This is a genomic window from Pseudomonas sp. lyk4-R2A-8 (genome assembly GCF_030209095.1).
GTDB classification, from domain to species: Bacteria; Pseudomonadota; Gammaproteobacteria; order Pseudomonadales; family Pseudomonadaceae; genus Aquipseudomonas; species Aquipseudomonas quebecensis.
Genome location: NZ_JARVSS010000005.1, coordinates 92,033 through 110,621, shown reverse-complemented (window position 1 = coordinate 110,621; position 18,589 = coordinate 92,033). Strand labels below are relative to the sequence as shown.

The window sequence follows — 18,589 nt, the reverse complement described above, 5'->3', positions numbered from 1 at the left end:
GCTCCGCGTGGGAATGCATCCCGGGACGCTCTGCGTCCCAAGAGCGGACGCAGAGCGTCCAAAGCGGCATTCCCACGCAGAGCCTGGGAACGATCAATTTAAGACACAGGTGCTTTATGACAGCAGCCAATGTTTACCAACAACGCCCCACCTCCGGCGCCAAGGCCGAGTCGTCGCTGCACCATGCCGACCTCGCCAGCCTGGTCGGCAAGGGTCGCAAGAACGCCGGCGTGACCGTGCGTGAAAAGAAACTGCTCGGCCATCTCACGATCCGTGGTGACGGCCATGACGCGGCCTTTGCCGCCGGCGTGCACAAGGCTCTGGGCATCGAATTGCCGGGCGCCCTGCAGGTGATCGTCAAAGGCGAAACCAGCCTGCAATGGCTCGGCCCGGATGAATGGTTGCTGATCGTGCCGAGCGGTGAAGAGTTCGCCGCCGAGCAGAACCTGCGTGCCGCTCTGGCTGATTTGCATATCCAGATCGTCAATGTCAGCGGCGGCCAGCAGATCCTTGAACTGAGCGGCCCGAACGTACGCGACGTGCTGATGAAGTCCACCAGCTACGACGTCCACCCCAACAACTTCCCGGTGGGCAAGGCGGTGGGCACGGTGTTCGCCAAGTCCCAACTGGTGATCCGCCATACCGCTGAAGACACCTGGGAACTGGTGATTCGTCGCAGTTTTTCGGATTACTGGTGGTTGTGGTTGCAGGATGCCTCGGCCGAGTTCGGTCTGAGCGTCGTCGCATGATCGTTCCCACGCTCCGCGTGGGAATGCCGCCATGGACGCTCTGCGTCCGCTTTTGGGACGTGGAACGTCCCGGTATGCATTCCCACGCAGAGCGTGGGAACGATCAGCCTGAGGAGTGACTCATGAGCCGCGCACCCGATACATGGATTTTGACCGCCGACTGCCCCAGCGTGCTCGGCACGGTGGACGCGGTCACCCGCTACCTGTTCGAGCAGGGCTGCTACGTCACCGAGCACCATTCGTTCGATGACCGCCTCTCGGGCCGGTTTTTCATTCGCGTTGAATTCCGTCAGCCCGGCGATTTCGACGAGCAGGCTTTCCGCGATGGCCTGGCCACGCGCGGTAAAGCCTTTGGCATGATCTTCGAGCTGACGGCACCGAACTACCGGCCAAAAGTGGTGATCATGGTCTCCAAGGCCGATCACTGCCTCAACGACCTGCTGTACCGCCAGCGCATCGGCCAACTGTCGATGGACGTGGTGGCGGTGGTGTCCAACCACCCCGATCTCAAGCCGTTGGCCGACTGGCATCAGATTCCCTACTACCATTTCCCCCTCGACCCCAACGACAAACCGTCCCAGGAGCGTCAGGTGTGGCAAGTGGTGGAAGACACCGGCGCTGAACTGGTGATTCTTGCGCGTTATATGCAAGTGCTGTCGCCGGAGCTGTGCCGCAAGCTCGATGGCAAGGCCATCAACATTCACCACTCGTTGTTGCCGGGGTTCAAGGGTGCCAAGCCGTATCACCAGGCGTACAACAAGGGCGTCAAACTGGTGGGCGCCACGGCGCATTACATCAACAACGACCTGGACGAAGGCCCGATCATCGCCCAGGGCGTGGAGGTGGTGGATCACAGCCACTATCCCGAGGACTTGATTGCCAAGGGGCGCGATATTGAAGGGCTGACACTGGCCCGGGCCGTTGGGTATCACATCGAAAAACGTGTGTTCTTGAACGCTAACAGGACGGTCGTTCTTTAGTGGCAAGTTGCAAGCTTCAAGCCGCAGGAAAAAGCGGCACTGCACACTTCTTGCGGCGGGTAGCTTGCCGCTTGAAGCTCGCTCCACTCTCTCAACAACGATAAATATAGAGGTGACTGACATGTCTGGTAATCGTGGTGTCGTGTATCTCGGCAACGGCAAGGTCGAAGTACAGAAAATCGACTATCCCAAAATGCAGGACCCCCGTGGCAGGAAGATTGAGCACGGCGTCATCCTGCGCGTGGTCTCCACCAACATCTGCGGCTCCGACCAACACATGGTGCGCGGCCGCACCACTGCCCAGACCGGCCTGGTGCTCGGTCACGAGATCACCGGTGAAGTGATCGAGAAGGGCAGCGACGTCGAAAACCTGAAGATCGGCGACCTGGTTTCCGTCCCCTTTAACGTCGCCTGCGGCCGCTGCCGTTCGTGCAAAGAGCAACACACCGGGGTGTGCCTCACCGTTAACCCGGCCCGTGCCGGTGGCGCCTACGGCTATGTCGACATGGGCGACTGGACCGGCGGCCAGGCCGAATACGTGCTGGTGCCGTATGCCGACTTCAACCTGCTCAAACTGCCGGATCGCGACAAGGCCATGGAGAAAATCCGTGACCTGACCTGCCTTTCCGACATTCTGCCGACGGGCTACCACGGCGCCGTCACGGCTGGTGTTGGCCCTGGCAGCACCGTCTATATCGCCGGTGCCGGCCCGGTCGGCCTGGCCGCTGCTGCCTCTGCGCGGCTGTTGGGCGCGGCGGTGGTGATCATCGGCGATGTGAACTCCATCCGCCTGGCCCACGCCAAGGCCCAGGGTTTTGAAATCGTCGACCTGTCCACCGATACGCCGTTGCATGAACAGATCGCCGCGCTGCTCGGCGAGCCGGAAGTGGACTGCGCCGTCGACTGCGTGGGTTTTGAAGCACGCGGCCACGGCCATGACGGCGTCAAGGCCGAAGCCCCGGCCACGGTGCTCAACTCACTAATGGGCGTGGTGCGCGTGGCCGGCAAAATCGGTATCCCTGGCCTGTACGTCACCGAAGATCCAGGTGCCGTGGATGCCGCCGCGAAAATGGGCAGCCTGAGCATTCGTTTCGGCCTGGGCTGGGCCAAGTCTCACAGCTTCCACACCGGCCAGACCCCGGTGATGAAGTACAACCGCCAACTGATGCAGGCGATCATGTGGGACCGCATCAACATCGCCGAAATCGTCGGCGTGCAGGTGATCAGCCTGGACGACGCGCCACGTGGGTACGGCGAGTTCGATGCGGGCGTGCCGAAGAAGTTTGTGATTGATCCGCACAAGTTGTTCAGCGCGGCGTAAGGCCCAATCACACGAAGACCCGAATGTGGGAGGGGGCAAGCCTCTCCCACATCGGGTTGTGGTATTTGGGATATCAGCGGTTGGCCAGGGCGCCCTGATAGACGGTGGGGCCGGTGGGTTGCTTGCTCACCGAACCGCCTTTGGTCTCCGAACTCACCATCAACTCCACCGGTTTGCTGATGGACGCTTGCTGACGTGGGTTCAGGCCAATGATGCCTTTGCCGTCCTCCGGCAACAGGCCCAGGGAGATCGGGGTGCCGTCTTTGGGGATCGCCCACAGTTCCAGGCTCTTATCCGGCTCCGCCGCGGCGGCGGCGATGGGTTGCACTTCGAGGTAATCCTTGTGCGCCATGATCTGCGCGGCCGGCTGCTGGGTGGTGGTCACCAGGGTGGCGGCGGATTTGACGCTGTCGTGGGTGTAGATCGCGCCGCCGATGCCGGCAACCACCACGACACAGGCGCCGACGAACAGGCGAGGGCGGCTCCAGAATGCAGGCTTGTGCTCAATCACTGGGGGTTGGATCGCAGTCATAAGTCTCTTCCTGACAAATTTTGTAGTCAGTTCATGGACCCGCTTTGGCTGGATCGGTTCCTCCCAGGGCTTGGAACAACCGACCGGTTACCCAGTCCAACGCCTGCTTTTGCCCTTATATCCCGAGGTTGGTCCAATGAAGATTTCACGCGGTTTCGCCCTTTCCTGCCTGATGACGCTGGCTGCCGGGCCCGCATTCGCTGCGGGCTTCAGCCTGGGCGACGCGGCCAATGCGATTTCCGGTATGCAGGGTGGCAACAACAAAGCCGCCGCTGCCGCACCGTCGTCCGAGACGGCCGACCTGCTGAGCGCGTTGACCTCGCAACTGAACGTCACGCCGGAGCAAGCCATCGGCGGCACCGGCGCCATGCTTGGCCTGGCGCGCAACCAGTTGAGCGGCAAAGACTACTCACAGTTGGGCCAGAGCGTGCCCGGGCTTGACCAGTTGTCGGGCAACAATGCTCTGGGCAGCCTCGGAGCCTTGAGCGGGATGCTTGGCCAGACCGGCGGCAGCAAGACCAGCGGCCTCGACGGCCTGCTGGGTAACGTGAAGAACACCAACGACCTCAACACCGCGTTCAGCGCCCTGGGCATGGACAGCGGCATGGTCGGCCAGTTTGCCCCGGTGATCCTGCAGTTCCTGGGCAGCCAGGGCGCCAACAGCTCGGTGCTGGGCAAACTGGCTCAGGCCTGGGGTACCGGCAGCTGATTACCCCTGCGCGCGCAGGTGTTCGATGCGCGCGTCTTTCTCTTCCCAGAGCTGGTTGACCCAGCTCTGTACGGTCTGGCGAAACACCGGATCGTTCTCGTAATCTCCCTGCCACAACGCCGGGTCCAGCTCGCGGGTCTGGATATCGATGATCACCTTCGGCACCGCGCCGCTGATCAAGTCCCAGAACCCCGGAGTGTGCTGCGACGGGTAGACCACGGTGACGTCGAGAACCGCATCCAGCTGTTCACCCATCGCCGCCAGCACAAACGCCACACCGCCCGCCTTGGGCTTGAGCAACCGCTTGAACGGTGACGCCTGCTGCGCGTGTTTGGCCTGGCTGAAGCGCGTGCCTTCCAGGTAATTGACCACCGTTACCGGCTGGCGCTTGAACAGCTCACAGGCCTGTTTGGTGATCTTCAAGTCCTGGCCCGCCAGCTCCGGGTGCCTGGCCAGGAACGCCTTGGTGTAGCGCTTCATGAACGGGTAATCCAGCGCCCACCAGGCCAGCCCCAGGAAGGGCACCCAGATCAGCTCTTTTTTCAGGAAGAACTTGAAGAACGGCGTACGCCGGTTGAGGGCCTGGACCAGCGCCGGGATGTCCACCCAGGACTGGTGGTTGCCGATGACCAGGTACGACGTGTCGCTGCGCAAATCCTCCCCGCCACGAATGTCCCACTGCGTTGGAATGCACAGGGCGAAGATCAGCTTGTCGATCTCGGCCCAGGTCTCGGCGATCCACATCACCGCCCAGGACATGTAGTCCCGATAACGACCGGGCGCCACCAGCTTGAGCAGGGCAAACACCATCAGCGGCCCGATCAGGACCAGCGTATTGAGTAACAGCAGCAATGTAACCAGACAGCCGATGAGCAGGCGGCGCATAAGCAACTCTTGGCAGGGTGTGGGCGGGCCATGATAAGCAGCTTGAGTCTAGAGGCCAAATCACAAAACGCCGGGGGATCTAACTAAGTAGCGCTTATGCGGTCTAGAATCCGCCTACTTCTTTTCCAAGGAATCACTTCGTGAAACTGCTCCTTGCCTCCCTCGCCCTGGTTGCCCTGCCGGTCATGGCCGCCGAACCGACCCTTTACGGTCGCTACGAATACATCCAGTTGCCGGAGATCGGCGAAACCTTCAAGGCCAAGATGGACACCGGCGCGCTGACCGCCTCGCTGTCGGCCCGTGACATCCAGACCTTTACCCGCGATGGCGACGACTGGGTGCGCTTCCGCCTCGGCGGCACGGGCGCATCCGACAAGGTCTACGAACACAAAGTCTCGCGCATCAGCAAGATCAAGAGCCGTGCCGACGAAGATGACGACAAGGACGAAGCCACCGTGGCCAAACGCCCGGTCATCGACCTGGAAATGTGCCTGGGCAACGTCAAGCGCACCGTCGAGGTCAACCTCACCGACCGCAGCAGTTTCAATTACCCGCTGCTGATCGGTGCCAAGGCCCTGCGTGAGTTCGGCGCTGCGGTAAATCCGGCCCGTCGGTACACTGCTGACAAACCGGACTGCTGACGGACTGCCATGCCCCACATCCTGATTGTCGAAGACGAAGCCGCGATTGCCGACACGTTGATATTCGCCCTGCAAGGCGAGGGCTTCGGCACTACTTGGCTGAGCCTGGGCCAGGCGGCGCTGGAGCATCAACGCAAGACGCCGGCCGACCTGATCATTCTCGACATCGGTCTGCCGGATATCAGTGGCTTTGAGACCTGCAAGCAGTTGCGCCGTTTCAGCGAAGTGCCTGTCATGTTCCTCAGTGCCCGCGACGGCGAGATCGACCGGGTGGTGGGGCTGGAGATCGGCGCCGACGATTACGTGGTCAAGCCGTTCAGCCCAAGGGAAGTGGCGGCGCGGGTCAAGGCGATCCTCAAGCGCGTCGGCCCCGGCGTGGCGCCGGCGTTGTTCCAGGTGGACCTGGAGCGCATGCAGATCGCCTATCGCGGTCAGCCCTTGAGCCTGACGCGCCATGAATTTCGTCTGCTGCAGAGCCTGCTGGAACAACCTGAGCGGGTGTTCAGCCGCGAACAGCTGCTGGACGCCGTGGGCGTGCCCGCCGATGCCGGCTACGAGCGCAACATCGACAGCCATATCAAAAGCCTGCGCAGCAAACTGCGCGGCGTTGCCGCCGAAGCCGAACCGATCCAGACCCATCGCGGCCTCGGCTACAGCTACAGTCCGAGCCACGGCTGATGCGCCTGGGGCTGCGGATTTTCCTGGTGTACGCGCTGTTTATCGGCCTGACCGGCTATTTCGTGCTCAGCACCGTAATGAAGGAAATCCGCCCCGGCGTGCGCCAGTCCACCGAAGAAACCCTGGTGGACACTGCCAACCTGTTGGCCGAGATCCTGCGCGATGATGTGAAAAATGGCACCCTCGGCCAAAGCCACTGGCCCGAATTGCTCAAGGCCTACGGCAACCGCCAGCCGGGCGCGACCATTTGGGGGTTGCCGAAAAACCAGGTCAACCACCGTATCTACGTGACCGACGCCAACGGCACCGTGCTGCTCGATTCCAGCGGCGTGGCGGTGGGCCAGGACTATTCGAAATGGAACGACGTTTACCTGACCCTGCGTGGCGAATACGGCGCGCGCTCCACCCGCAGCAACCCGGAGGACGCCACCTCGTCGGTGATGCACGTGGGCGCGCCGATCCGCGATAACGGCCAGATCATCGGCGTGGTCACCGTGGCCAAGCCGAACAGCTCGTTGCAGCCTTACGTCGACCGCACCGAGCGGCGCCTGCTGTGGTACGGCGCCGGCCTGGTGACCCTTGGTTTGCTGTTGGGCGCCTTGTTGTCGTGGTGGTTAAGCGTTGCGTTAAGACGACTGACCGCCTATGCCGAAGCGGTCAGCGAGGGCCGGCGGGCCGAGTTGCCGCATTACCGCGGCGGCGAGTTGAAGCAGTTATCCACCGCGGTGGAGCACATGCGCACGCAGTTGGAGGGCAAGGCCTACGTCGAACATTATGTGCACACCCTGACCCACGAGCTGAAAAGCCCGCTGGCGGCCATTCGCGGCGCGGCGGAGCTGTTGCAGGGCGATATGAGCCGTGAGCAGCAGCAGCGCTTTGTCGGCAATATCGACAGCGAAAGCGCGCGCTTGCAACAGTTGATCGAACGCCTGCTCAACCTGGCGCAGGTGGAGCAGCGCCAGGGATTGGAAGAACAAGTGAGTATCCCGCTGGCGGCCCTGGTAGACGATGTGCTCAATGCCCAATGTGCGCGCATCGAAGGCGCCGGGTTACACGTCGAACAAGCGATTGCGGCGGATGTGAAAGTGTTTGGCGAACCCTTCCTGTTGCGTCAGGCGTTGGGCAATCTGCTGGACAACGCCCTGGATTTCACCCCGTCGGGTGGCACGTTGCGCTTCAGTGCGAGCAGCCGGCACAACGATGTGCAGGTGAGCCTGTTCAACCAGGCCGCGCCGATTCCCGACTATGCCTTGCCCCGCTTGAGTGAGCGGTTCTATTCATTGCCGCGTCCGGTCAGTGGGCGCAAGAGCACGGGCCTGGGTTTGAACTTCGTCGAGGAGGTGATGAAGCTGCACGGTGGCGCCCTGCAGATCGGCAACACGTCGGGCGGCGTGCAGGTGGTGCTGCATCTCCACACAGTCTCCACAATGCCCACATAAAACACCCACGCACGCGGCTCACGCTCTGCCCATCAAAACAGGGAGAGCCCCATGAACCGCAGCCTGCTTTTCAAACTTGGCGCCATTGCGCTACTGATCCTGCTGTTGCTGATTCCGTTGTTGATGATCAACGGCATCATCAGTGACCGCCAGCAACTGCGCGACGGTGTCGTGATGGACATCGCCCGCAGCTCCAGCTACGCCCAGCGCCTGACCGGGCCGGTGATGGTGGTGCCGTATCGCAAGACCGTGCGTGAGTGGAAGCTCAACGAGAAGCTCAACAAGCGCTACGAGGAAACCCGTGAAGAGCGTGGCCGCTTGTATTTCCTGCCGGACCGTTTTGAACTCGATGGCAAGGTGCAGACCGAGTTGCGCGCGCGGGGTATTTACCAGGCGCGGCTGTTCCATGCCGACACCCGTATCAGCGGGCGTTTTGAGCTGCCTGCGCAGTTGGGCATCACCGAACACTTTGAGGATTACCGTTTTGAGCCGGCTTTTCTGGCGGTGGGTATCAGCGATATTCGCGGCATCGAAAATGCGCTGAAGCTGGAGCTGGGCAGCCAGCGCCTGGAATTCGAACCAGGCTCACAAGTGGACTGGCTGGGGGAGGGCGTGCATGTGGCGCTACCGGAACAGGACAGCAAAAAGCCGGCGATGGTGGACTTCGCCTTCGACCTGCGCCTGCAAGGCACCGAACAACTGCAAGTGGTGCCGGTGGGCAAGACCAGTCAGGTTTCCCTCGCGTCCAACTGGCCGCACCCCAGCTTTATCGGCAACTTCCTGCCGACCCAGCGTGACATCACCGACAAAGGCTTCACCGCCAGCTGGCAAACCTCGTTCTTCTCCACCAACCTCGAACAGGCCCTGCAAGCCTGCCTGGATCGCCAGGGCTGTGAGGACTTCAACAACCGCAGCTTCGGCGTGAACTTCATCGATCCGGTGGACCAGTACCTCAAGAGCGACCGTGCGATCAAATATGCGCTGCTGTTCATCGCCCTGACCTTTGCCGGCTTCTTCCTGTTCGAAGTGCTCAAGAGCCTGGCGGTGCACCCGATTCAATATGCCTTGGTGGGCGTGGCGCTGGCGTTCTTTTATCTGCTGCTGTTGTCGCTGTCCGAGCACCTGGGGTTTGCCCTGGCGTACCTGATTTCCGCAAGCGCATGCGTGATGTTGATCGGTTTCTATGTGTGCCATGTGCTGCGCAGTGTCGCCCATGGCCTGGGGTTCTCAGCGGGGCTCGCGGCGTTGTATGGCTTGTTGTATGGGCTGCTGAGTGCGGAGGATTACGCACTGCTGATGGGCTCGCTGCTGCTGTTCGGCCTGCTCGGGACGGTGATGGTGCTGACGCGCAACCTGGACTGGTACGGCGTGGGCAAGCGCAAGGCGACCGAGCCGCTGCAGTTTGATCTGGAGGCGGTGCAATGATCGGCTTGCGCGAGGATCGACAAGTAGGGGCGCAGTTAGCCACAAGGATCGCCACATTCCTTGCTGTCACCACCGTCCAAGGTGGGGGTGGGCTTGCCCGCGATAGCGGTGGTTCACAAACAGATGTACTGAATGACATACCGCAGTCGCGGGCAAGCCCGCTCCCACATTGGGTCGGTGTGCAGGTCAGGCCGGTGGTTGGGTCTGCTGCATCGAAGGCCGCTGGCTGACGTCGGCGTACCAGGCGGCAAGCTGCGGGTTGTCCACGCGCCATTGCATATCCGGATGGCGAAAATCCAGATAGCCCAAGGCACAGGCCACGCTGATCGCGGCGACGTCGAAATGGCTGGCCAGTTCGGCGATGGCATTCTGTTCCAGCTCGGCGAGGGTGCGGCGGATTTTGTTGCGCTGTTCGTCGAGCCACTGATCCCAGTGTTTCTCCACCGGGCGCAGGGCGGTTTCATAGCGCACCAGCACGGCGGCATCCAGGATGCCGTCGGCCATCGAGGCCAGGGTCAGGCGACGCCAGCGCGCCGAGCCGTCGCGGGGGATCAGCGAGTTGCCGACGTGCTGGTGGTCGAAGTAATCGAGGATCACCCGGCTGTCGTGCAGCACGCTGCCATCGGCCAGGCGCAGGGCCGGGATCTTGCCCACGGGATTGCCGTCGACCAACTGCGCATCGGGGTTGACCGGCGTCGGCATGCAGGCGTGCAGGGCCACGCGGTCCTGCTGGCCGGTTTCGAGCAGCAGCACGCGGACTTTGCGTACGAACGGCGATGCAGGGTTGTGGAACAAGGTCATGTTGGGCGTGGACATGGGCATTCCTCTGGATTGACTGTGGCTAGCCTAGAGGGTCGCGCGGTGGCTGGCGAGGGGCAGGTTGAGGGCTCATCGGGGGCAAGCCCCCTCCCACACTTTGAATGTGTTCACAAATCAAAAATGTGGGAGGGGGCTTGCCCCCGATGAGGCCCTCAGCCACGACGCTTGAACAACCCCCAACTACCAATGGCCGCCGGTATGCCCAACCCCACCCAGCTCAACGAATCCCATAGCCCATCCCCCAGCAACGCCGCAAACAACCCCGCGGCGCTGAGCACGCCAATCCCCAGCGGAATGCCAAATACCTTCCAGAAACTCGACTGGCGTGGCCTCATGCCTTGCCCGCCCTGCGCTTGGCGATCCACAAGTAGATCCCGCTGATCAGCACGACGATGGTCAGCCCGTCCAACAGCGCCCACAGGACTTTCATCGGCATGCCGCCATAGTCGCCAAAGTGCAGCGGCTGGGACAGGCCCATGGCGTCCATGTACCAGGGCCGCTCGGCGATGGCCGTGACCTGCAGGGTGCTGGCGTCGATCAGCACCGGGGTGAGCAGGTGCGAGGTCAGGTGGGTGCTGCCTTTCATGAACACCGCGTAGTGATGCTCGCTGGAAAAGCGCGTACCGGGGAAGGCGATAAAGTCCGGCTGCATGCCGGGTGCGGCGCGTGCGGCGATGCTCAGCAACTCGCTGGCCGGGGCGCGTGAGGTCAGCGGCGGCGCGTCCTTGTACGGTTCGATCAGGGCCGTAAGGCTGTCCTGGCGCCAGGCGGCGATGATCAGGTCGGCGCAGGCGCTGATCACGCCGGTCACGCCCACCACCAGCGCCCAGGTCAACGTGACCACGCCGATCAGGTTATGCAGGTCGAGCCAGCGCAGGCGAGTGGTTTTGTCCCGGCGCACGCTGGCGAATTTCAGACGGCGCATGAACGGCAGGTACAGCACCGTGCCGGAAATGATCGCCAGCACAAACAGCACGCCCATGAACGCCAGCAGCAGCTTGCCCGGCAGACCGGCGAACATATCCACATGCAGGCGCAGCAAAAACAAGGTGAAACCGCCATTGGCCGAGGGCATCTCCAGCGCTTCGCCGGTGCGTGCATCGAGCATGAAGGTGTGGGACGCGTTCGGCTCCGTGCCGGCGGTGGCGGCCATAATCGCGATCACACCGTTCGGGTCGTCTTCATCCCAGGCCAGGTATTGCAGGGCCTCTGCGGGGCGATGGGCCAGGGCCTTGTTCGCCAGTTGTTCCAGGTTCAATCGCGGCGTATCGGCCGGCATCTGCTGGAGCTGGGGTTCGTTGCCCAGCAGATGGTCGATCTCATGGTGAAACACCAGCGGCAGGCCGGTCAGGGCGAGCAGCAGCAGGAACGCCGTACAGATCAGGCTGGTCCAGGTGTGGACGAAGGACCAGCGACGGATGGTTGTGCTTTTCATGCTTCAGCCTGCTGCCTGTGCGCCGATCACCATTGGTACGTGGCGCTGGCGACGACGCTGCGCTGGTCGCCGAAGTAGCAGTAAAAGCCATCGCAGGTCGAAATGTAGTCTTTGTCGAACAGGTTGGTGGCGTTCAATTTTACCGATGCGCCTTTGAGGCTGTTATCCAGGCGACCCAGGTCGTAATGCACTGCGGCATCGAACACCGTGTAGGCGTCGGCCTTGCCAAGCCAGGTATTGCCTTGGTCACCGTAAGTGTTGCCGGTGTAGCGCGCACCAAAGCCAACGCCGAAACCGTCGAGTACACCGGTATGCCAGGTGTAGTCCGTCCATAGGGAGGCTTGCTGGTTTGGCATCAGTTGCAGACGATTGCCTTTGTAGTCACCTTTTTGCACTTCGGATTTTGCCAGGGTGTAGGAGGCGATGACTTTGAGGTTTTCAGTCACATCTGACACTGCCTCCAATTCCAGGCCTTTTACTTTCACTTCACCGGACTGGTTAGTGACGGGGATACTGCCTGCCGTGGTTGTGGTCACCAGCACATTTTTCTGGGTCAGGTCGTAAATGGCGGCAGTCAGCAGCGTGTTCGAACCCGCAGGCTGGTATTTGATACCCAGTTCCCATTGTTTGCCTTCGGTGGGTTTATACGACTCAGTGGCGGAGACGCTGGCATTACTCGCAGGCTGAAAGGACTCGGCGTAGGAGATGTAGGGTACAAAGCCGGAGTCAAACACATAGCTGAGTGCCGCATTGCCACTGAAATGCTTAATGCGGTCGGTATTGGTCGCGTCGTTCTGGTTGAAATATGTGGTGCCTTGATGCACCCAGTCTTCACGGCCGCCCACGGTCAGGCGCCATTTATCCAGTGCCAATTGATCCTGGATATAGAGACCCGTCTGCACGGTTTTCTGGTTGTAGTCGTAATACGCACCCGAACGTGCGGGGCGCACGATAGGCTGGCCGTATATTGGATTGTTGACGTTAGTCTTCAGCCCGTCGCCGTAAATCGACAGGTAGGAGGTGTCGGTGCGTTGGTGATCCAGGCCCAGCAGAAGGGTATGAGTGAGGTCGCCAGTGCTGAAGTCGGCCTGAAAGTTATTGTCGAGGGCCAATTGGCCGATATTTTCATCCACATTGGTCGAGGTGCGGCCCACGTCGCCATTGGCCTCTACCTGCGTGAACGGATAGGCACCTACGGTCAGCGTCTGGAACGACAACTCGGATTTGGTATAGCGCAGGTTCTGCTTGAACTGCCACGTATCGTTAAAGCGATGCTCGAAGGCATAGCCCAGCGCGTAATAGGTGCGGTCGTAGAACTCATAGTCCGGATCGCCGAGGTTCTTGTGGTGCGACACCTCCCCCAGCGGCGATTTGATCTTGGTGCCCTGGATCGGCAGGAACTGGCTGGTGGCGCCGGTATCGTCGCGGGTGAACTGCGACAGCAAGGTCAGCCGGGTGTCGGGGTCGATGTTCCAGGTCAGGCTGGGTGCGATGTTGTAGCGCTTGTTGTCGATGTGATCGACCTGGGTGCCGGAGTCGCGCACCACGCCGCTCAGGCCGTAGAGAAACTGGCCATCGTCGTCGATCTTGCCGGTGCTGGAGAAGTTGATCTGGCGGTGGTTGTCGCTGCCGTACTGCACTTGCACCGCATGGCTGGTCTGCTCGCTGGGACGGCTGCTGACCATGTCCAGCAGGCCACCCGGCGGGGTCTGGCCGTACACCGACGAGGCCGGCCCGCGCAGCAGGGCCAGGCGGTCGAGGTTCCAGGTCTCGGCTTTTGGGTTGGCATACACGCCGCGTGGCAGGGGCAGGCCGTCGAGGAATTGGGTGGGTTCGAAGCCGCGTACCCGCATCCAGTCGTAGCGAGTGTCGCTGCCGTAGCTGGCGGACACGATGCCGGGCATGTATTTGACCGCATCATCGAGGGTGTGAACGCTGCGGTCCTGCATTTGCTGGCGGGTGGCGACGGAGATCGAGCGTGGCGCTTCCACCAGGGCGGTGTCGGTCTTGGTGCCGGCGGCGGTGCGTGTCGCCAGGTAGCCTTGGGCCGGGCCCCAGGCACTTTCATAGCTGCCTTGCCCGGTGATGTTGGTTTCCGGCAATGCCACCACGCCGTCCGGAATCGCCACCAGGGTAAACGTCCCGGCGCTGCTCTGTTCCAACTGCAATCCCGTGCCGTGCAGGGCCTGGCGCAGTGCGCTCTGGGCATCGAACTGGCCGTTTACGGGGGCGGAGGTTTTACCGGCGGCCAGGGCCGGGTCGAGGGTCAACGCCAGGCCGGCCTGGCTGGCGATCTGGTTGAGCGTGCTGGCCAAAGGCGCCGCCGGCAGGTTGTAGGCTCGCACGCTGGAGGTCTGTTCGGCGGCCAACAGCTGAGGCGTAATCAGCGGTGTGCTGAGGGCAATGGCCACGGCCAACAGACTGGGGCGCAGCAGGGTATCTAGCGTGCGGGACATGAGGCGGCTCCTGAATGGAAGTAATTCGCAATTGCCTATGTGCCGAGCGAGATTGGAAAAGTGATAGGGCGAGATGAAAATATTTTTTTGCCGGGGATTTCTCGGTGTGTTTGAAGGCCTATCGGGGGCAAGCCCCCTCCCACAGTTAATCGGGTTTTGTTCAGGTAAATGTGGGAGGGGCTTGCCCCCGATAGCCTCAGCCCAGGCATTACTGATGCCTAAGGCCTGGCACCCACCGTCACCCACCACGGCGTGCGCTGCCTGATCTGCACCGGTAATGTCGGCAACAGCGCATTGAGCGCCAGTGTGGTGTCGTGCAGCGGGAAGCTGCCGGTGATGCGCAGGTCGGCCACGGTTTTATCCACACCCAGGTAACCGGGCCGGTAGCGGCTCAATTCCTCGATCACGTCGCCCAGGCGCGCGTTGTCCACCACCAGCATGCCGCGTGTCCACGCATCGGTGGCAGGGCTCACCGCCAGCAGTGGGCCGAGGCCGTCGCTGCGCATCAGCACCTGCTGGCCTTCTTTGAAGATCTGTTCCTGATGCAGTGCCTGCGGCTGCGCCGCCACGGCTGACTGCAGCACGCTCAGGCGCGTGGCGTCGTCTTCGCGCTTGACGATAAACCGCGTGCCCAGCGCCCGCAGGCGGCCGTCGCGGGTTTGCACGTAGAACGGGCGAGCGTCGTTGTGGCCGGTTTCGACGAGGATTTCACCGTCCTGCAACACGATCAATCGGCGCTTTTCATCGAAGCGCACGTCGATGGCGCTGTGCGTGTTGAGGTTGATCTGCGTGCCGTCCGACAGTTTCAGGGTGCGCTGCTCGCCGGTGGCGGTGCGTTGATCGGCCAGCCAGTAGTGGATCGGCACATAGCGCTCGCCCGCAAACAAAGCCAGGCCGCAGATGAGCGCGATGCTCGCCAGGCCGCTGCCGAGCTTGCGCACCCGTTGGCGAATGGCCTGGCGCGACTGCAACAGCGCCGCCCGCGCCGGGCCCGAGGCGACGCTGAAACGTTGGTCGAGCATGCCCAGCTGCCGCCAGGCGCGGGCGTGTTCTTCATCGCTGGCCAGCCATTTGCTGAACTCTTCCCGTTCCAGGGCACTGCCATCGCCCGAATCCAGGGACAACTGCCAGGCAATGGCGGCATCGAGCACGCGGGCCGAGACCGGTCGGGTGCCGATCGCACTCATGTCGGCTCGCCATACAGCGCGACGTAGCACTGGCGAATGCCCTGGGCCAGGTACTGGCGCACGCGCGGCACCGACACGCCGAGGCGCTGGGCGATCTGCGCATGGCCGAGACCGTCGAGGCGGCTGTAGAGAAACGCCGCGCGAGCCTTGCTCGACAGTGTGCCAAGCAGACGGTCGATGGCCTTGAGGTCTTCGAGGATCAGGTGCTGGGCTTCGGGTGAGGGGTGTTCGCTTTCCGGGATCAGCATCAACTCGGCCAGGTAAGCCTGCTCCAGCGCCGTGCGCCGGAAATAGTCGAACAGCAGGCCCTTGGCGATGGCCACCAGAAATGCCCTTGGCTCGCGCGGTTCCGGCAACGTGTCGCGACCCAGCAGGCGCATGAACGTGTCCTGGCTCAGGTCTTCGGCGCGGCTCGGGCAGGCCACGTTGCGCCGCAACCAGGCCAGCAGCCAGCCGCGATGGTCGCGATACAACGCACCAACCCGCTCACTGTGTGGGGTCTGGATCGACGACAAGGCATCACCGAATAAACAAGAGGTTTAAACTAACGAGAATTATTCGCGATTGTGTCAGAGGCGGTGGGTGGGCGCAATTGGCGTCTGTCGGGAGATGAGATTAAAACGATGGCGCCTGTTGGCGCCGTTTCCATTGGCTTACGCGCCCGTGCAATGCGTGCGGCGTGTCGATGAACTGCCGACGCGCACGGCTGAACAGGATCAGCATCAATTCCGCCGTGGCCAGGGCGTCAGCGCTGGCGTGGTGGCGTTCGCCGACCTCCAGGTGGAAATACTTGACCCAATCGTCCAGCCCAGCCTCGCGAATAGGTGCTTCGGGGCATAGCAGCGGGGCGATGTCGGCCACATCCAGAAACGGGTGAACCAGGCGATACCCCAGGCTGTCCTTGAGCGCGCGGCCCAGCATGTGTTGATCGAAAGGCGCATGGAACGCCAGCAACGGGCTGTCACCGAGGAACTCCATGAAGTCCAGCAGGGCCTCCACCGGGTCGCTGCCGGCGGCAATGGCACTGGGCCCCAGGCCGTGGATCAGCACACTGGGGCTGAGTCGGGTGTGGGCGCGGTGCAGGGTGCGTTCGAACAACTGGGAAAAATCCACCGCGCCATCCTCGATCACCACTGCGCCAATGGACAGCACCTGGTCACGGTTGAGGTTCAGGCCGCTGGTTTCCAGGTCCAGCACCACCCAGCGTTGGCTGCGCAAGGCGTCTTCACTCAGCGGCGCGGGTCTGCGCAGTTGCGCCAAGCGTCGTTGCTGCGTCGCATCAAGCTGGGGTTTGGCCGTGCGCAGCCAGCCGAACAGGCTCACAGCTGATACCGCAAGGTCAGGCTGCTTTGCAGGCGCTGGGCCTGGCGCAGGGATTCGCGCAGGATGCGCCGGTCCAGGTGGTTGAGACTGTCGGGGTCGACGCGGTTCGAATAGGGCTGGTTTTCGCGACTTTGCCGTTGATGCTGCTGCATGCGGGTTTGCTGAATAAAGTGGTAGGCCTCTTCGTACGCGGCGCCGTCCAGCGCTTCGATGACCTCCCTGACCACCAATTGGCGCAGCCGCTCCAGCGTGTTGTTGGCGTGAATGCCATTGGCCAGGGCCAGCAGACGCGCGCCATCCACGAACGGGGTGAGGCCCTGCACCTTGAGATCCAGGGTGGCTTTTTCGCCGGCTTTGCGGCTCAGCACAAAGTCACGGAAACGCCCGACCGGAGGGCGCTGGCGCAGCGCGTTCTCGGCCAGCATGCGTTGGAACAGGCGGTTATCCGCGACCTGATCGAGAACGCCCTGGCGCAACAGCTCGCAGCCTTGCTCGTCGCCCCACACCACGCGCAAGTCAAAATAGATATTCGAACCCAGCAGGTTTTCCGGCGTCGCCTCGCGAATGAACGCCGCAAAGCGCCGTGCCCATTCGGCCCGCGACAGGCACAACTCCGGGTTGCCGGCCATGATATTGCCCTTGCACAGGCTGAAACCGCATAGCGCCAGGCTCTGGTTGATCTGCTGGGCCAGCGGCAGCAGGCGAGCACGGATCGCAACCGCGTCGGCGGCGTCCCTGGCCTCGAACAGAATGCCGTTGTCCTGGTCGGTGTACAGCGTCTGCTCGCGACGGCCTTCGCTGCCGAAGCACAGCCAGCTGAAAGGCACGCCCGGGTCGCCCTTTTCAGCGAGGGTCAGCTCGATCACCCGGCAAACGGTGTGATCGTTGAGCAGGGTAATGATGTGGGTGATCTGGGTGGATGACGCGCCGTGGGCCAGCATGCGCTCGACCAATTGGCCGATCTCGCCGCGAATCGCCACCAGGTTGTCGATACGCGGGGCGTTGCGGATGGTGCGCGCCAGGTGCACGAGATCCACGCGTTGCAGGGAAAACAGATCGCGCTCGGACACCACGCCGCACAGGCGCTGGTCCTTGACCAGGCACACATGGGCAATATGCCGTTCGGTCATGGCGATGGCGGCGTCGAAGGCGCTGTGGTCCGGCGTCAGGAAGAACGGTGACTGGGTCATGTGCGCGTCGATGGCCTGGCTGAAATCGCTGACGCCGTCGGCCACCACATGGCGTAGGTCGCGCAGGGTAAAAATCCCCAGCGGCGCCTTGTTATCGTCGACGATGACAATGCTGCCCACTTGCTGCTCGTGCATCAGTGTCACTGCTTCGCGCAGTGGCGTGTGCGGGCTGCAGGTGACCGGATGGCGCATGGCCAAATCGCCCAGGCGCGTATTGAGCGAGTATTGGGTGCCGAGGGTTTCCACCGCTTTTTGCTGCACTTGCTGGTTAACCTGATCCAGCAGGCTGCTGACGCCGCGCAGGGCAAAGTCGCGAAATGGGCTGGAGAGGGCGAACAACTTGATAAAGGCTGGCTTGTTCAGTTGCAGGCAAAAGGTGTCTTCGGCGGCCTTGTGCTCGGTGCGCGTGGCGCGTTCGCCCAACAGCGCGGCCAGGGGGAAGCATTCACCGGTGGTGATTTCAAAGGTGGTCTCGGTGGTGTCCGGCCGTTCGCCGATCACGCGGCCTTGTTTGACAATGTAGAAATGTTCGACCGGCCCGCCGGAGGGTTTGAGGATGCTGTCACCGGGAGCATAAAAGCGTAATTGGCATTGTTCCACCAGGTACGCCAGGTGCGCGTTTTCCATCTGGTTGAACGGCGGGAAGCGTTGCAGGAACTGCAGCGTGCCCTGGATATTTTGCAACACCGCAGTTTTCCCCGCCTGGGCGAAGGCATCAGCTTTACTCATTACAGTGACCGCGTTTTTTTGTCGTTATCGAGGTGCATGGTCGGCTCCTGCGCCATGGGTGCCCATTGGACGTAAGTCTAGGTCTATGAAA

18 protein-coding genes are annotated in these 18,589 nt (G+C 62.2%); 8 read left to right on the top strand and 10 right to left on the bottom strand.

All coding sequences use genetic code 11. The features are described 5' to 3' along the window. The first annotated feature begins 116 nt into the window (after positions 1-116). The 3 genes from QRN10_RS06610 (at position 117) to fdhA (ending at position 3,050) form a co-directional block, all read left to right on the top strand. The gene (locus tag QRN10_RS06610) at positions 117-749 is read left to right on the top strand and encodes a sarcosine oxidase subunit gamma (protein WP_285428045.1); all 633 of its coding nucleotides are present in this window, start codon (positions 117-119) and stop codon (positions 747-749) included. 122 nt (positions 750-871) lie between these two features. Beyond that, a complete protein-coding gene (purU, locus tag QRN10_RS06605; RefSeq protein ID WP_253509643.1) occupies positions 872-1,729 on the top strand; it encodes a formyltetrahydrofolate deformylase in 858 nt (285 codons plus the stop codon). Between the two features lie 121 nt (positions 1,730-1,850). Continuing rightward, complete coding sequence (fdhA, locus tag QRN10_RS06600) at positions 1,851-3,050, top strand: formaldehyde dehydrogenase, glutathione-independent (RefSeq protein ID WP_005792122.1); 1,200 nt, start codon at positions 1,851-1,853, stop codon at positions 3,048-3,050. A 73-nt stretch (positions 3,051-3,123) separates the two neighbouring features. Here the strand turns inward: fdhA and QRN10_RS06595 are convergent, their stop codons facing one another. Continuing rightward, on the bottom strand, positions 3,124-3,582 hold the full coding sequence (locus QRN10_RS06595) for an anti-sigma factor domain-containing protein (protein ID WP_181080181.1): 459 nt from the start codon (positions 3,580-3,582) through the stop codon (positions 3,124-3,126). Positions 3,583-3,718: 136 nt separating this feature from the next. Here QRN10_RS06595 and QRN10_RS06590 point away from each other — a divergent pair, with 136 nt between their 5' ends. Further along, the gene (locus QRN10_RS06590) at positions 3,719-4,291 is read left to right on the top strand and encodes a DUF2780 domain-containing protein (protein ID WP_181080182.1); all 573 of its coding nucleotides are present in this window, start codon (positions 3,719-3,721) and stop codon (positions 4,289-4,291) included. Here the strand turns inward: QRN10_RS06590 and yihG are convergent, their stop codons facing one another. After that, positions 4,292-5,176, bottom strand: a complete 885-nt coding sequence (gene yihG / locus QRN10_RS06585) for a 1-acylglycerol-3-phosphate O-acyltransferase, YihG family (protein ID WP_253509642.1) — start codon at positions 5,174-5,176, stop codon at positions 4,292-4,294. Between the two features lie 140 nt (positions 5,177-5,316). Here yihG and rloA2 point away from each other — a divergent pair, with 140 nt between their 5' ends. The 4 genes from rloA2 to creD are packed head-to-tail and all read left to right on the top strand — an operon-like array spanning position 5,317 to position 9,359. Then, positions 5,317-5,817: a retropepsin-like aspartic peptidase RloA2 gene (gene rloA2, locus QRN10_RS06580; protein WP_181080184.1), complete on the top strand. Its 501-nt coding sequence runs from the start codon at positions 5,317-5,319 to the stop codon at positions 5,815-5,817. A gap of 9 nt (positions 5,818-5,826) precedes the next feature. Then, positions 5,827-6,495 carry a two-component system response regulator CreB gene (gene creB, locus QRN10_RS06575; protein ID WP_181080185.1) on the top strand — a complete coding sequence of 223 codons (669 nt, stop codon included), beginning with the start codon at positions 5,827-5,829 and terminating at the stop codon, positions 6,493-6,495. After that, positions 6,495-7,934 carry a two-component system sensor histidine kinase CreC gene (gene creC, locus QRN10_RS06570; RefSeq protein WP_285428044.1) on the top strand — a complete coding sequence of 480 codons (1,440 nt, stop codon included), beginning with the start codon at positions 6,495-6,497 and terminating at the stop codon, positions 7,932-7,934. The genes creB and creC overlap by 1 nt, the downstream gene beginning before the upstream one ends. 51 nt (positions 7,935-7,985) lie before the next feature. After that, positions 7,986-9,359, top strand: coding sequence for a cell envelope integrity protein CreD (gene creD, locus QRN10_RS06565; protein WP_253509640.1), 1,374 nt, complete (start codon positions 7,986-7,988; stop codon positions 9,357-9,359). Positions 9,360-9,545: 186 nt separating this feature from the next. Here the strand turns inward: creD and QRN10_RS06560 are convergent, their stop codons facing one another. The 8 genes from QRN10_RS06560 to QRN10_RS06525 all read right to left on the bottom strand — a co-directional run bounded on the left by QRN10_RS06560 (position 9,546) and on the right by QRN10_RS06525 (position 18,498). Next, positions 9,546-10,175, bottom strand: a complete 630-nt coding sequence (locus QRN10_RS06560; RefSeq protein ID WP_253509639.1) for a glutathione S-transferase — start codon at positions 10,173-10,175, stop codon at positions 9,546-9,548. A gap of 155 nt (positions 10,176-10,330) precedes the next feature. After that, a complete protein-coding gene (locus QRN10_RS06555) occupies positions 10,331-10,513 on the bottom strand; it encodes a hypothetical protein (RefSeq protein WP_181080189.1) in 183 nt (60 codons plus the stop codon). Continuing rightward, a complete protein-coding gene (locus QRN10_RS06550) occupies positions 10,510-11,613 on the bottom strand; it encodes a PepSY-associated TM helix domain-containing protein (RefSeq protein WP_285428043.1) in 1,104 nt (367 codons plus the stop codon). Before QRN10_RS06550 ends, QRN10_RS06555 begins: the two co-directional genes overlap by 4 nt. Positions 11,614-11,639: 26 nt before the next feature. Further along, positions 11,640-14,069 (bottom strand): TonB-dependent siderophore receptor, encoded by a 2,430-nt coding sequence (locus QRN10_RS06545; RefSeq protein WP_285428042.1) that lies wholly within the window; start codon positions 14,067-14,069, stop codon positions 11,640-11,642. A 218-nt stretch (positions 14,070-14,287) separates the two neighbouring features. After that, complete coding sequence (locus QRN10_RS06540; protein WP_266247138.1) at positions 14,288-15,256, bottom strand: FecR domain-containing protein; 969 nt, start codon at positions 15,254-15,256, stop codon at positions 14,288-14,290. Beyond that, positions 15,253-15,771, bottom strand: coding sequence for an RNA polymerase sigma factor (locus QRN10_RS06535; RefSeq protein ID WP_266247136.1), 519 nt, complete (start codon positions 15,769-15,771; stop codon positions 15,253-15,255). Before QRN10_RS06535 ends, QRN10_RS06540 begins: the two co-directional genes overlap by 4 nt. Before the next feature lie 100 nt (positions 15,772-15,871). After that, on the bottom strand, positions 15,872-16,579 hold the full coding sequence (locus QRN10_RS06530; protein ID WP_285428041.1) for a 3'-5' exonuclease: 708 nt from the start codon (positions 16,577-16,579) through the stop codon (positions 15,872-15,874). Further along, complete coding sequence (locus QRN10_RS06525; RefSeq protein WP_285428040.1) at positions 16,576-18,498, bottom strand: putative nucleotidyltransferase substrate binding domain-containing protein; 1,923 nt, start codon at positions 18,496-18,498, stop codon at positions 16,576-16,578. The genes QRN10_RS06530 and QRN10_RS06525 overlap by 4 nt, the downstream gene beginning before the upstream one ends. Positions 18,499-18,589: the final 91 nt, after the last annotated feature.

Bases quoted from the DNA above. Each gene is read 5' to 3' on its own strand.
- QRN10_RS06610 (WP_285428045.1), top strand. From the start codon at position 117: ATGACAGCAGCCAATGTTTACCAACAACGCCCCACCTCCGGCGCCAAG.
- purU (WP_253509643.1), top strand. From the start codon at position 872: ATGAGCCGCGCACCCGATACATGGATTTTGACCGCCGACTGCCCCAGC.
- fdhA (WP_005792122.1), top strand. From the start codon at position 1,851: ATGTCTGGTAATCGTGGTGTCGTGTATCTCGGCAACGGCAAGGTCGAA.
- QRN10_RS06595 (WP_181080181.1), bottom strand. From the start codon at position 3,582: ATGACTGCGATCCAACCCCCAGTGATTGAGCACAAGCCTGCATTCTGG.
- QRN10_RS06590 (WP_181080182.1), top strand. From the start codon at position 3,719: ATGAAGATTTCACGCGGTTTCGCCCTTTCCTGCCTGATGACGCTGGCT.
- yihG (WP_253509642.1), bottom strand. From the start codon at position 5,176: ATGCGCCGCCTGCTCATCGGCTGTCTGGTTACATTGCTGCTGTTACTC.
- creB (WP_181080185.1), top strand. From the start codon at position 5,827: ATGCCCCACATCCTGATTGTCGAAGACGAAGCCGCGATTGCCGACACG.
- creC (WP_285428044.1), top strand. From the start codon at position 6,495: ATGCGCCTGGGGCTGCGGATTTTCCTGGTGTACGCGCTGTTTATCGGC.
- creD (WP_253509640.1), top strand. From the start codon at position 7,986: ATGAACCGCAGCCTGCTTTTCAAACTTGGCGCCATTGCGCTACTGATC.
- QRN10_RS06560 (WP_253509639.1), bottom strand. From the start codon at position 10,175: ATGTCCACGCCCAACATGACCTTGTTCCACAACCCTGCATCGCCGTTC.
- QRN10_RS06555 (WP_181080189.1), bottom strand. From the start codon at position 10,513: ATGAGGCCACGCCAGTCGAGTTTCTGGAAGGTATTTGGCATTCCGCTG.
- QRN10_RS06550 (WP_285428043.1), bottom strand. From the start codon at position 11,613: ATGAAAAGCACAACCATCCGTCGCTGGTCCTTCGTCCACACCTGGACC.
- QRN10_RS06545 (WP_285428042.1), bottom strand. From the start codon at position 14,069: ATGTCCCGCACGCTAGATACCCTGCTGCGCCCCAGTCTGTTGGCCGTG.
- QRN10_RS06540 (WP_266247138.1), bottom strand. From the start codon at position 15,256: ATGAGTGCGATCGGCACCCGACCGGTCTCGGCCCGCGTGCTCGATGCC.
- QRN10_RS06525 (WP_285428040.1), bottom strand. From the start codon at position 18,498: ATGAGTAAAGCTGATGCCTTCGCCCAGGCGGGGAAAACTGCGGTGTTG.